General features: G+C 60.3%; 8 protein-coding genes. 6 read left to right on the forward strand and 2 right to left on the reverse strand.

Features of this window, described 5'->3' with window-relative positions; genetic code table 11:
- The first annotated feature begins 490 nt into the window (after positions 1-490).
- From AC5E6W_RS11425 to AC5E6W_RS11445, 5 genes are all read left to right on the forward strand, one after another.
- Complete coding sequence (locus AC5E6W_RS11425; RefSeq protein ID WP_491752417.1) at positions 491-8,641, forward strand: putative Ig domain-containing protein; 8,151 nt, start codon at positions 491-493, stop codon at positions 8,639-8,641.
- Positions 8,642-8,667: 26 nt separating this feature from the next.
- On the forward strand, positions 8,668-9,285 hold the full coding sequence (locus tag AC5E6W_RS11430; protein ID WP_491752418.1) for a hypothetical protein: 618 nt from the start codon (positions 8,668-8,670) through the stop codon (positions 9,283-9,285).
- A 283-nt stretch (positions 9,286-9,568) separates the two neighbouring features.
- Complete coding sequence (locus tag AC5E6W_RS11435) at positions 9,569-9,739, forward strand: hypothetical protein (protein ID WP_491752419.1); 171 nt, start codon at positions 9,569-9,571, stop codon at positions 9,737-9,739.
- A 79-nt stretch (positions 9,740-9,818) separates the two neighbouring features.
- Positions 9,819-11,258 (forward strand): glycoside hydrolase family 125 protein, encoded by a 1,440-nt coding sequence (locus AC5E6W_RS11440; RefSeq protein WP_491752420.1) that lies wholly within the window; start codon positions 9,819-9,821, stop codon positions 11,256-11,258.
- Positions 11,259-11,424: 166 nt separating this feature from the next.
- A complete protein-coding gene (locus AC5E6W_RS11445) occupies positions 11,425-11,553 on the forward strand; it encodes a family 1 glycosylhydrolase (protein ID WP_491752421.1) in 129 nt (42 codons plus the stop codon).
- A 4-nt stretch (positions 11,554-11,557) separates the two neighbouring features.
- Here AC5E6W_RS11445 and AC5E6W_RS11450 read toward each other — a convergent pair whose 3' ends face one another.
- Positions 11,558-12,076 (reverse strand): Lrp/AsnC family transcriptional regulator, encoded by a 519-nt coding sequence (locus AC5E6W_RS11450; protein ID WP_491752422.1) that lies wholly within the window; start codon positions 12,074-12,076, stop codon positions 11,558-11,560.
- Positions 12,077-12,210: 134 nt separating this feature from the next.
- Between AC5E6W_RS11450 and AC5E6W_RS11455 the strand changes: the two genes are divergently transcribed.
- Positions 12,211-13,275, forward strand: a complete 1,065-nt coding sequence (locus AC5E6W_RS11455) for a PLP-dependent cysteine synthase family protein (RefSeq protein ID WP_491752423.1) — start codon at positions 12,211-12,213, stop codon at positions 13,273-13,275.
- A gap of 16 nt (positions 13,276-13,291) precedes the next feature.
- Here AC5E6W_RS11455 and AC5E6W_RS11460 read toward each other — a convergent pair whose 3' ends face one another.
- Entirely contained in the window at positions 13,292-13,939 is a 648-nt protein-coding gene (locus AC5E6W_RS11460; protein WP_491752424.1) for a TetR/AcrR family transcriptional regulator, read from the reverse strand.
- Positions 13,940-13,993 lie beyond the last annotated feature (54 nt).

Raw genomic sequence — 13,993 nt, forward strand, 5'->3', positions numbered from 1 at the left:
CTCGCGCGAGCACGAAGCACATCACCGTTCTGTGGACGATGCCGCAGAAGAGTATGCCTGCGTGCCACGATATGACCCGCAAGCTGATGGCGAAGCCGCGCCTCAAGCAACCACGGCTTTCAGCAGGTAGCCGATTTCGTGCTGACTGCCGGCTTTTCCAGCATCGCCATTGGACCGCCAATGCATGGGAGGGTGAAGAGGCATTGTTTCAGGGGCATCAATTGCCTCGGTGCTCCGAGCGCTCCCTTGAAAAGTCCTGGCGCGAGTGGTACACCTTATGTGCTCCGACAATCAGGATGTAACGACGCTGGCAGGGACTGACGTTTCTGCGCTCAGTTGTGTCGGGCGGGGATCGTCCAAAATGTGCACGTCATCTGTTTTGCCCTTCCGTCGTTCGTCTTCGTTTTGTTCCCGGCTAAAGAGAATGTTGACCTGGGAGACCTGTCTGGCATCCGCGGTTGTGCTTTCTTCGCTGTCAGCGCATGCGCAGGTGGCTGCACACCTAAGCGCGGTGCAGGCTGCGGGAAGCAGTTCCAGCGCGCCGGTGGCTGCGGGAACGGCGGGGAGTGCGAGCTTCTTGTCTATGCCGGTGGGAAGCACGAGCGCCGCGCAGACGCTCACCTTCATTTTTGACACGGGCGGCAAGATCGGCGATTCGCTGGTGGAGACCCAGGGAATCATTGGCGAGGATTTTGCGGATTCCTTGACCGGCACCTGCTACACGAACGGCGCGAGCCATGTTTATCAGCCAGGCGATGCCTGCACGGTGACGGTGACGTTCACACCGAAATTCGCGGGGGCACGGAATGGCGCGGTCGTCCTGAGGGACCCGGCTTACAAGGTGGCGGCCATAGCCTACATCTATGGGGTCGGAACCGGGGGGACGACGGCAATCGCGACCGGGTCGCAGGATGTTGCTGCCACTACCGCTCCCGCTGGAATTGCTGTGGATGCTATTGGAACGCTGTTTGTGGCGGATGCTGCTACCGGAGCGGTGCATCTCTATTCCGAACGCGGCTCTCACTATGTCACGTCACAGGACGTGGTGGGCCCGCGAGGGTTGCAGCAGCCCTATGGCGTGGCGATTGATGGCAGCGGCGCCGTCTATGTCACGGATACCGCGCTGAATGTCGTTCGCAAATTTGTGCGCAATGGTCCTGTGTTTCTGCAGCAAACAGATGTGGCCAGTGGGTTGAAAGTTCCGCAAGGCGTAGCTGTCGACGGCAGCGGCAATGTGTATGTGGCAGAAGCGGGCAGCGGTGTAGTACGCAAATATAGTCCCAACGCCGATGGTAGCTATACCCGCTTGCAGGATGTGGCCAACAGCGGCCTGCAGCAACCCAATGCGCTGGCGATCGACAGCAATGGGAATGTCTATGTTTCCGATGCCGGAGCCTATGCGGTGCACCTGTATGCACCCAACGGCGATGGCAGCTATGCCCAACTCGCCGATGTGGCGAACAGCAGTACGCTAAAGCAGCCCAGCGGTGTGGTGGTCGATGGGAAAGGAGATGTTTTTGTCTCGGATCTTTCGAGCAATGCGGTGCATGAGTATGCTCCGAACGGCAACAGCGGCTATACCCAGCTCCACGATGTTGGAACCAATCTAAGTTTGCCGCAGGCGCTGGCGATGGATGGCAATGGGAATCTGTATGCTTCCAATATCGGCAGCGGTCAGGTTCTCAAGGTGGACTTCACAGCCAGCCTCCTGACGGCGCAGGGCATTTTTCATCCCGATACTGGCTACAACTGGAATGAATGTTTCACGCCCAACCCTGTGTCATTTAGTAGCCCGACTGACAGCCCAACCGTCGTCCTGGTTGGAGGGGGCATCAACACTGACGGCGACGGTAATACCTGCGATCCCTATGACCTCGGTGTTTACCCAGCCAGTGGCGTTGAGAGTCCCCAATTTGCCGATTTCACCACGACAACGGCCAATGGCAAGTCCATCACATTCGTCTTTTCGGCATGCAACTTCGACCTCAACCCCGCCCCGGGGACGGGTGGATGCCTGCCCAATGGCGGAGGTAGCCTAAATACGTACTACGCCCTTAACCTGAGCCCCGGAACCGAGACTACCGATAGTGTGAATACCTATCTGGATCCCACCAGTTCGGGTTCACCGACTCAATTGATCACCCTGTCGTTGACAATCAACCAGACGACCTCCACCACGACCACTGTTTCTTCGTCTCTCAATCCGGCTACGTTCGGTCAGACAGAGACCCTGACTGCTACGGTCACCAGCAGCAGCACGGTGAACGAAAGCACTGTCAGCTTTTCGAACAACAGCAGCACTATCTCGGGATGCGGCGCGCAGCCTGTATCGAGCGGCGTAGCCACGTGTACCGTCGCCCTTGCGGCTGGATCGCATTCCATCGTTGCTACCTACAATGGCGACTCGACTTTTGGGACGAGCACCTCAGCCACACTCACCCAGACAGTGAATCCAGCGGTGACGGCCACGCAGTCGATTGCTTCCAAAGCCCTGACGCAGAGCCATTCCGCGGGATCCTTTACTCCGATCACTGGCGGCGGCGGAACGCCGACGCTCGTCTACAGCATCGCACCACCGCTTCCCACAGGCTTGAGCCTAAGTTCTGCGACGGGCGCAATCAGTGGAACTCCGTCGACGACGCTTGCGGCAACCACCTATACGGTGACGGTAACCGATGCAAACGGCCAGCCTGCGACCAACACCTTCAGCCTGACGGTAAACAGTGCAGTGACCGCGACGCAGGCCATTTCTGCAGCAACGTTGACGCAGAATCATGCCGTTACCCCGTTTACTCCTGTGGCAGGTGGTGGCGGTACAGGAACCCTGGCCTACTCCATCTCACCTGCTCTGCCTACGGGATTGAGCTTAAATACAACTACCGGAGCCGTTAGTGGAACGCCCTCCATCCCGCTTGTTGCAACCACCTTTACGGTGACCGTGACGGATCAAAACACCGCGACGGCGACGAACACCTTCACGCTGACGGTCAATGGCCCGTTGACAGCGACACAATCCATTGCGGCCAGGACCTTGACGCTGAATCATGCCGCGACAGCCTTTGCGCCGGTAACGGGCGTCGGCGGCACGGGCACACTGGCGTACAGCATCTCACCTGCTCTGCCCTCGGCATTGATCTTCAACACCAGCAATGGCGCCATCAGCGGAACACCTGGGACAACCCTTGTCTCGACCACCTACACCATCACCGTCACAGACCAGAACAGCGCAACTGCGTCCAACACCTTCACCCTGGCGGTCAACAGCGCGGTGACGGCGACGCAATCCATTGCGTCCAAGGTCCTGACGCAAAACCAAGCGGCCAGCAGCTTCACACCGGTAACGGGCGGCGGTGGTGTCAGTTCGCTTACATATTCGATCTCGCCCTCTCTGCCGACGGGATTGAGTATCAATTCCTCTAGCGGAGCCCTCACTGGAACTCCCAGCACTACCGTCACCGCGACTACCTTCACGGTGACGGTGACAGACCAGAACGGTGCGACAGCTAGCAATACCTTCATCCTCACGGTGAATAGTGCGGTGACGGCTGCACAGTCCGTTGCTTCCGCCTTGCTGACGCAGAGTCATCCCACTACCGGTTTCACTCCAGTGACGGGTAGCGGCGGTACAGGAACGCTAACCTACTCAATCTCACCTTCGCTGCCGGCAGGCTTGAGTCTCAGCAACGCGGGCGTAATCACAGGCACGCCGAGTGTGACCCTTACGGCAACGACCTTTACGGTGACGGTGACAGACCAGAACAATGCGACGGCTAGCAATACCTTCATCCTCACGGTGAACAGCGCGGTGACGGCTGCACAGTCCGTTGCTTCCGCCTTGCTGACGCAGAGTCATGCAACTACCGGTTTCACTCCGGTGACGGGTGGCGGCGGTACAGGAACACTGACCTACTCGATCTCACCTTCGCTACCGGCAGGCTTGAGTCTCAGCAGCGCGGGCGCAATCACAGGCACACCCAGTGGAACGCTCGCGGCATCGACCTTCACGGTGACGGTGACCGACCTGAATAATGCGGCGGCCAGCAACACCTTTAGCCTTACCATCAACGGCGCGGTGACAGCAACGAAGTCTGTTGCTTCGACGTCCCTGACACAGAACACCACAGCGGCGAGCTTTACGCCGGTGACGGGCGGCGGCGGTACAGGCGCGTTGAGCTACAGCATCTCGCCGTCTTTGCCGACCGGCCTGAATCTAAACTCCAGCACTGGCGCAATCACGGGCACGCCGAGCACCACGCTCACGGCAACCACCTTCACGGTGACGGTGACCGATCAGAATAGTGCGACGGCGAGCAATACTTTTACCCTTACAATCAACGCCGCTGTGACAGCAACGAAGTCCGTTGCTTCGACAACCCTGACACAGAACACCGCAGCGACGAGCTTTACGCCGGTGACGGGCGGCGGCGGTACAGGTACCTTGAGCTACGGCATCTCGCCGACGCTGCCGGCGGGTCTGAACTTCAGTTCTACGACGGGCGCCATCACCGGCACGGCTACCGCAACGACTAGCGCGACCACGTATACCGTAACGGTGACCGATGCGAACAATGCGACCGCGGCCAATACCTTCTCGTTGGCAGTAGCGGCTCCGCCGACAGCGACGCAGGCCATCGCTTCGAAGTCTCTAACCCAGAACCACGTTGTGACGAGCTTTACTCCTATTACGGGTAGCGGCGGCGCTGGAACCCTGACCTATAGCATCTCGCCGGCCTTGCCCACTGGGTTGAACTTCAGCTCCGCCACAGGCGCTATCTCGAATACGCCGACGGCGACGCTGTCCGCTGCAACTTTCACGGTGACGGTAACAGATAGCAACGGCGCGACCGCAAGCAGCACCTTTTCGCTCACCGTAAACGCCGCAGTGACGGCTGCCCAGGCGGTCACGTCCACGATACTGACCCAAGGTCATGCAGCGACGCCATTTACTCCGGTCACCGGGGCAAATGGCACGGGCACTTTGAGCTACAGTGTGTCTCCCAGCCTGCCGACGGGGCTGAACCTCAACTCCGCCACGGGCGCAGTCACGGGTACCGCGACGGCTACGAATAGTGCTACTACGTATACGGTGACGGTGACGGATGCAAACAACGCAACCGCCACCGCGACGTTCTCGCTGACGGTCGACGGTTCCGTAACGGCGAATCTTGCGGTAAGCCAGGCCTTTCTGACCAAGAACTTTGCAGTCACCGCGTTCACGCCGGTCATGGGCGGTGGCGGAGCGCCCCCGCTGAGCTATAGCATCTCGCCTTCGCTGCCTACGGGCCTGAGCCTCAACACAACAACTGGCGCTGTTGGCGGCACTCCTTCCGTGACGAGCACCACAACGACCTATACGGTTACGGTGACGGACGCGAACGGATCGACGGCGTCGCAAACCTTTACCCTCACGGTCAATGGTCCGGTGTCAGCGACGACGGTGATCTCGTCGATCGGAGAGACACTCAATTTTCCGATCTCTCAGGTAATGCCAGTGCAGGGTAGTGGTGGAACAGGCACGCTTCACTACAGCGTCTCGCCGACCTTGCCCCCCGGCATAGCGCTGAGTCCCACCACGGGCCAGATCAGTGGCCTACCGACGAACCCTGTCGGTGCAACCACGTACACGGTGACGGTGACAGATGCCAATAACGCAACTGCGACGGCGACGTTCCAGCTAGCCATCAACATCCAGGTGACGGCCAGTACGGCGATCGCTTCCAAGACACTGACCCGGAACCAACCATCATCCTCATTTACACCGGTGACCGGCGGCGGTGGAACTACGCCGTTGAGCTATAGCATCTCTCCGACGTTGCCTGCAGGACTGTCGATCAACTCTGCCACGGGCGCGGTGACTGGTTCGCCGTCTTCCATCAGCACACCGACTTCTTACACGGTTACTGTCACCGATGCCCACGGCTCGACGGCGACTGCGGGCTTTAACCTTGCTGTGAACTCTGCTGTAGGGGTTACGGTTGCGGTCGCCTCCAAATCGTTGACGCAGAACCTTGCGGTTAGTTTCACCCCGGTGACGGGTACCGGCGGTACCGGCACGTTGGTCTATACCGTTTCGCCTGGCCTGCCGGGTGGGCTGAATTTCAGCTCGAGCACGGGGACAGTGTCGGGCACGGCGACGGGCACCAGCACCGCCACGAGCTATTCGGTCACAGTGACAGACACCAACGGCGCCACAGCGACGGGGGCGTTCTCTCTTACGGTGAATGCTAGCGTATCGGCTACGGTCGCGGTGGCTTCTAAATCTCTGACCCAGAGCTTCGCTACCAGTTTCACACCGGTAACGGGCTCAGGCGGTACCGGCACGTTGACTTATAGCGTCTCGCCATCGTTGCCGAGCGGGTTGAACTTCAGCTCGGTTACCGGTGCGGTTACGGGAACTCCAAGCGTGATCAGCGCCGCGAGCAGTTATACGGTAACAGTGACCGATTCCAATGGTGAGACAGCAAGTGATAGCTTCTCGCTTACGGTCAATGCGGCGGTAGCCTCGACGGTCGTCGTCTCGTCGAAGATGCTGACGCAAAGCTTCGCAGCCAGCTTTACCCCGGTAACAGCCAGCGGTGGTACCGGCGCGTTGACGTACAGTGTTTCCCCGAGCTTACCGAGCGGACTGACTCTCAGCTCAACTACGGGAGCGATCACCGGAACACCTTCAGGAGCCAGCGTTGCGACCAGTTATACCGTCACGGCGACGGACTCCAACGGAGCCACGGCAACCGGTTCCTTCTCCCTTACAGTGAACTCGGCCGTAGCGACAACAATCGCAATCTCCACAAAGATGCTGACGCAGAATTTCGCTGCCAGCTTTATTCCAGTTACCGCCAGCGGCGGTACGGGCACGCTGACCTATAGCGTCTCGCCAGCTTTGCAGGCCGGCCTGAACTTCAACACGAACACGGGGGCGATCACCGGAGCGCCTTTGGGGACGAGTGCGGCAAGCAGCTACACCGTCACAGCGACTGACTCCAACGGAGCTACGGCAACCGGCTCGTTCTCCCTGACCGTGAATACTGCGGTGGCCGTTACGGTTGCGGTTTCTTCTGAAGCTGCGACACAAAATTTCGCGGTCAATTTTGCTCCGGTGACCGGAACCGGCGGCACGGGTGCATTGACCTATAGCGTTTCGCCTGCACTTCCTGCGGGGCTCAACTTCGGTGCGTCCAACGGAGCGGTGAGCGGAACTCCGACGGCCTCAAGTGCTGCTGCTGCCTACACTGTGACCGTTACTGACACCAACGGGGAGAGCGCAACCGCAAACTTCTCGCTCACGGTAAACGCCGCAGTAACGGCTACGACCGCGGCCGCATCGACCTTGTTGACGCAGAATCGCTTGGCGGTCACGTTCGCGCCCGTCACTGGAGCAGGCGGCACCGGCACCCTGACTTACGCTGTCTCGCCGGCGCTTCCCACGGGGCTTAGCTTCAACACATCCACCGGAATGATCAGCGGAACGCCGACAGCAACCAGCTCGGCAACCAGCTACACGGTGACGGTCAGCGACACAAATGGCGAAACCGCGCGGGCAAATTTCTCGATCACGGTGAACACCGCAGTGACGGCGACGGTGGCTATTGCCTCCCAGGCGATGATCTATAACACTCCAGCGACCTTCATACCCGTCGTGGGAGGTAGCGGCACAGGCACGTTAGCATACTCCGTTTCGCCGGCGCTTCCGACAGGGCTTAGCTTCAACTCGTCGACCGGGGCCATCTCCGGTTCCACGAGCGTGATCAGTGCCTCGGCGAATTACATCGTGACGGTCACCGATGCGAACGGCGCAACGGCGTCGGACACATTCTCCCTGTCCGTGAACAAAGCAGCATCGGCGGTGGCTCTGTCGGCGAGTGCTGCCAGCATCACTCCGATACAGCAGGTAACATTTACCGCCTCGGTAAGCGATGTCACGCCGGGCAGCACAGGTGCTCCGACGGGGACGATTATCTTTCTCGACAACGGTGTGCAGCTGGCGTCTGTACCCATGACGAATGGAACAGCAAGCGTCGCTACGAGTCTGTCCCCAGGCATTACGCACAGCATCACTGCTGTCTACTCCGGAGATGCGAACTTCCAGATCGGTTCCTCCACGACGGGCGAGACCGTTGCGGTCGCGCCGCTTGACTTTACGCTGGCCGCCGTGGATGCCAACACCAACATTCCGCTGTATGTGGTGCCGGGGCATTCCGCAAGCTTTGTCTTCAGTCTGACGACGCTCTACGGTTCTTTCCCGGCGACGGTGAACTTCACCCTGTCGGGATTGCCAAGTGGCGCAACGTATAGCTGCAACCCTGCTTCGCTTCCTGCGTCGAGCCCTAGCGGCCAGGTTACCTGCACCATCACTGTGCCGCAGACGTTAGCCGCAATCCGAACAAGTAGTGGAAGGTATGCTCCACTCGCAGCCGGTCTGCTGCTGCTTCCTCTGGCGGGGCTGAAGCGCTCCCGTAAGCGGCTGGGGAAGATGTACCTGCTGGCATTGTTCTTGCTGGCAGGTGCTGCGACCTCTGCACTGACAGGATGCGGCGCGACGGATGGAATCCTGTCCCAGGCCCAGAGGGACAGTCAGGTCACGCTGACGGTGACCAGCGGCAATCTCTCGCACAGCGTGCCGTTCACTCTGATTGTGGAATAGAAGGGAAGATCTGCGTGATGATGGGTATGAAGAAGAACGATTTCGTTGCTTTCGTGCTGTATGTCAGCGCAGCAACGTTTGGCTGTAGCCAGAATGTGGCGGCAGGCCAGAGTGCAGGCGCACATGAATCACAACCGGTCGATGCGGCAGTCATGTTTAGCACGGAACGGGTGCGTTACACCTCCGGAAGCAGCTTCTGGGCTCCTGGAGGTTCCGGTGAGCTTGCGTTCCACCTGAAGTACAACCTCAGCCTGGTTGCGAATGCGACCGGTGAGACGTCGCAGGGCTCGGGCGGTGGTCAGTCATTCAGCAAGGTGATGGTAACCAGTGGACCTCGTTACACTCTGCCGCTCGGTCACGCCATGGCAACTCACTCAAGGCTCTTTGTCGAGGGATTGTTCGGTGGCGTTCATGGTTTCGCCAGCACCTTTCCCGGATCGCCGGGGCCTGTGGCGTCAGCGAATGCCCTCGCGATGCAGTTTGGCGGTGGCTGGGATTGGAATATCCGGCGCACCTGGGCAATTCGTGTGGTGGACGCGCACTACGTGCGAACTGACCTGCCCAATGGGTTTTCGAATAGGCAGCAGGACTTTCAGATCGGTGCGGGAGTTGTTTGGCGTCCAGTAGATAGTGGCGCAAGATAGCAGGAGACCAAGAGCGCAGAGTTGCCATGCTGGCGTCCGCCATTTCGCAGATTGATACCAAAGCTCCCAAATAAGCCAAGTCGAAGTTGAAGATTTGGTCAGTAACCCGACCCGCCTCTAGGCCAGAAAGGGAAAAGAAATTCCTGCTTGCGTAGTTGGGGTAAGCCCGTATCGGCTGCAGGTTTTCTGATTATCCCCATCACACCGTTGTGGGATTTGTCCTATGCCCACGCACATCGATCATGGACTGCGTCCCTGGCACGTGACCTTTTCAGGAGAGTCCATGATCCCCAAAGCGCTGCTTATCTGCATCACCGTAGTCCTGGCCCTGCTGGGACCGCGCATCTACCAGCACTACCGGCACGCGTTAGGCTACGACGACAGCACAGTTATCCATCAGGTAAATGGCAGCTCCTATTCCGTTCCGCAAGAGATTCCGACGACGCCTCAATAGGCGAGGACGAGATAACTCGCTGGCGGCGCGGCCGTCGTGCCTTGGCCGTCGGCTGGCTGTTTGAGGCATACTCGGTGGGATGATCTCCCGACACCACAACAGCAGGCGCAGTTTTCTCCAGGCGGCCAGCGCCATCGCGCTCGCGGCGCCGCACCTCGGCTGGGGCGCGACGTTTCCCGACGCGGCCACACCCGCATCGAAGCGCCCTGTGCCCTCTGACCGCAAGTTCTCCAGCCCCGCGGTTGAGGCCTTCCTGGATCGCATCTCCGCGCGTATCCCCGATCCCGAACTGGCCTGGATCTTTCGCAACTGCTACCCCAACACCCTCGATACAACCGTCCAGCCCGGTACGTTCGAGGGCGAGCCCGATACCGCAGTCCTCACCGGCGACATCGCCGCGATGTGGCTTCGCGACTCCTCTGCGCAGGTATGGCCGTACCTCCCGCTGCTGAAGGAAGACCCTCACCTCCGAGCCCTCATCGAGGGCGTCATCCGCCGCCAGGCCCGGTGCCTGCTCATCGACACCTATGCCAACGCCTTCATGGCCGACCTCACCGCGCCGCCGCTGGAGTGGAGCATCAAGGACCGCACCGAGATGCGGCAGGGCGTCGGCGAGCGCAAGTATGAGCTCGACTCCCTCTGTTATCCCATCCGCCTCGCCCACGGCTACTGGCGGGCGACAGGCGATACCAGCCCCTTCGACGCCCATTGGAAGCAGGCCATGCAGGCGGTGCTGTCCACCATGCGCGTCCAGCAGCGCAAGCACGGCGAAGGCCCGTACCGCTTCCAGCGCACTGCCGATAACCCCACCGACACCCTCATCAACGGCATTGGCTCTCCCGCGAATCCTGTCGGCCTCATCGCCTCCTGCTTCCGGCCGTCGGACGACGCCTGCCTTCTGCCGTTCCTCGTCCCCTCCAACCTCTTCGCGGTGACCAGCCTCCGCCAGCTCGCCGCCATGCTCAACGCCATCTACCACGATGCCGCCTTAGCCAACGAAGCCGAATCCCTTGCGGCCGAAGTCGAGCAAGCTCTCCGGCAGTATGCCGTCGTCAACACAGCGCAGGGAACCGTCTGGGCCTACGAGGTCGACGGCTTCGGCGGTCATGTCTTGATGGACGATGCTAATGTCCCGAGTCTTCTCGGCCTGCCCTACATCGACAGCTCTCCCGACCCTGCTCTCTACGCCCGCACCCGCGCTCTCGTGTGGAGCGAGCGCAATCCATGGTTCTTCCGAGGCAAAGCAGGTGAGGGAATCGGAGGTCCGCACATCGGCCGCAACAGCATCTGGCCCATGTCGCAAATCATCTATGCGCTCACCAGCAGTTCGGACACTGAGATTGTTCACGCCGTGCGAATGCTTAAGGCCTCCACTGCCGGTACCGGTTTCATGCATGAGAGCTACAACCGCGACGACTCCGCTAAGTTCACGCGTTCGTGGTTCGCCTGGGCCAATACGCTCTTCGGCGAACTCATCGCAAAGCTCGCGCTGTCAAAGCCCGATCTACTGCGCAGCTGAACATCGCGCGGACGATCAAACGTTTCCCTTCGCGTCGCATCGTCCCGTTTAGCACGGCTGCGATGCCACAAAGCATCATGTACTGAGCTCGATTCAGGATAAGCTCCCGCACGCGCAGCGCTCGCACCCACGGCGGCAGCTTTCCACCCGGCTTTCTCTGGGGACAGTGACAGCCTCGCATCAGGTCGAAGGCGCGGTGAAAGAGGACGGAAGAGGGCGGTCCATCTGGGATACCGTCTCAACTTCTCTCGCGCACTTCTACAAGAACGTCGTCGCGCAGAACCGCATCGTGTAGCCACCTAAGCGCGCGTTCGACCGATACGTCGCGCAGGCGAGCGTCGCGCGGGCTGAACCGCGGGTGGCTCGATGACACGCCACGGCACCGGCGAAGCCAGCACCATCGCTGTGTTGGTCGCTACATACGGCATCATCGAGTCGATGACCTCCTGGATATGCAGCATGTCGCGCGCCGCCACCTGCACCAGGAACGACTCTGCTCCTGTCACGCGATGGCACTCCAGCACCTCGGGAATCTTCGCCGCCATCCGCGCGAAGCGGTCCAGCTTGTCGCCTGCCACCGTCACCTTCACAAACGCGCGGACGGGCAGCCCAATCTTCGCCACATCGACCATCGCGCGATAGCCAAGGATGACCCCACGGTCCTCGAGTTTACGGATGCGCTCGATCACCGCCGGTGTGGACAATCCCACGCGCCGCGCCAGCTCCGCATACGGTGTGCGTGCGTTCTCCTGCAGCGCGAGCAGCAGCGCGCGGTCACAGGCATCAAGATCGGTATCGGAGGGATGCGAAGCGGGCATGGCACGGCCTTTCTGCAGCTTTGTATGAGATTGCAACGTCAACAATCATTTTCACCTTATATCCTAAGGCTATTCAGTATCTACGCCTCATGTCGCTGCTGTGCGCGGTTGAACGAATCTCTTACCCTTAAGGTATGTCCGCCCAGGCCGTGTCTCAGATACCCGCCAACTGTTCTTCCATCGCCGAGGCCTTCCAGCCTCTCCGCCACCTGATCGGCAACACGCCGTTGCTGGCCGTTCGCTTCCGGCTCGACGGCAAGGTGCGCACGATCTACGCGAAGGCCGAGCACCTGAACCTGACCGGCTCCATCAAGGACCGCATGGCGCTGCATCTCCTCGAGACCGCCTACCGCGATGGCTCGCTCAAGCCCGGCGACCGCCTCGTCGAAGCCACCAGTGGCAACACCGGCATCTCGCTCGCTGCCATCGGCCGCGCGCTCGGGCATCCCACCACCATCTACATGCCCAACTGGCTCAGCCAGGAGCGCGTCAAGCTTATCCAGAGCTTCGGCGCGGAGATCGTCCTCGTCTCGAAGGAAGAGGGCGGCTTCCTTGGCAGCATCCGCATGACGCAGGAACTCGCCGAGCGCGAGCCTAACGTCTTCCTTCCGCGTCAGTTCGCCAACTGTGCCAACCTCGAGGCCCACCGCTGCACCACCGGGCCGGAGATCCTCGAGCAGATGCTCGGCATCGGCGTTACGCCTGCGGCCTTTGTCGCGGGCGTGGGTACCGGTGGAACCATCATGGGCGTCGGCAGCTACCTCAAGGATCAGCTGCCCGGCATCTCGATCCATCCGGTCGAGCCTGCGGAATCTCCCACGCTCTCAACAGGCCACAAGGTTGGCTCGCATCGCATCCAGGGCATCTCGGACGAGTTCATTCCGCCCATCCTGGAACTCACCCAACTCGACGATGTGCTCGCGATCTCCGATTGCGACTCGATCCTGATGGCCCAGAAGCTCGCCCGCAAGCTCGGTCTCGGAGTCGGCATCTCCTCAGGCTGCAACTTCCTCGCGGCCCTGATGGCCCAGGACCGCCTCGGCATCGACGCCCCTGTCGTCACCATCTTCTCCGATGACAACAAAAAGTACCTGAGCACCGCGCTCTTCGCTGAGGAGCCGGTGCGAGATACCCATGTGGCTCCGCAGGTCGAGTTGCTGGACTATCGCGTCATCGCCCGCACCACAGCCGCAGCGTAGCTGTCCCTTGGGGCAGTTATGCGCGCCGCTTCTTGGCTGCAGGCTTCGGAGCGTAGCAGCATAGAAAAAGGTCCACCGCATGCTCGATGTGGCGCTTTGCTGTAGCTGAGCTCTCAGCGATGCCCAGCGCGGAGGCGGTCATCGTTCGCGCTCCGAGAACGAGATCGAGGAAGACATCGGCTGTCTTCAACGGATCATCCTCGCGAAGCACACCTGCCTTCATCTGCAGCGCTAGGTAGCGGCTCGTGTCCACTCGTCCTCCGTTTGGCCCGAGCTTGTAAAACTGCTTCGCCATCGCCGTATCGTGGAAAGACTCCGCCGCAACGATGCGGAACAGTTGCCGAAAGCGCTTCGATGTGATGTGGCGATGGATCGTCGCTCCGGCATGCAGCAGCACGGTACGCACATCTCCTTCAAGAGACCACCCCGCATCCATCTCGGTCGCAATCTCCTTTTGCAATCGTGCGATGACCGCATGCAGAACCGCACGCTTATCTCCAAAGTGCGCGTAAAGCTCCCGCTTGGAGACCTTGGCGCGGCTGGTGATGCTCGATGTGCTGGTGCTCTCGAAACCCGCCTCGAGGAATAGCTCGGTTGCGACGTCCAGAATGCGTTCGACGGCCTCGGGCTTGCTGGTTACTTCCTTCTTCGGTATGGCGGACATTCAGTTTCCGTTTCTTAACGATCCCGGTAATCGTTGGGGGCTGTCCGGGATTAT

It is taken from the genome of Bryocella sp. (assembly GCF_058498515.1).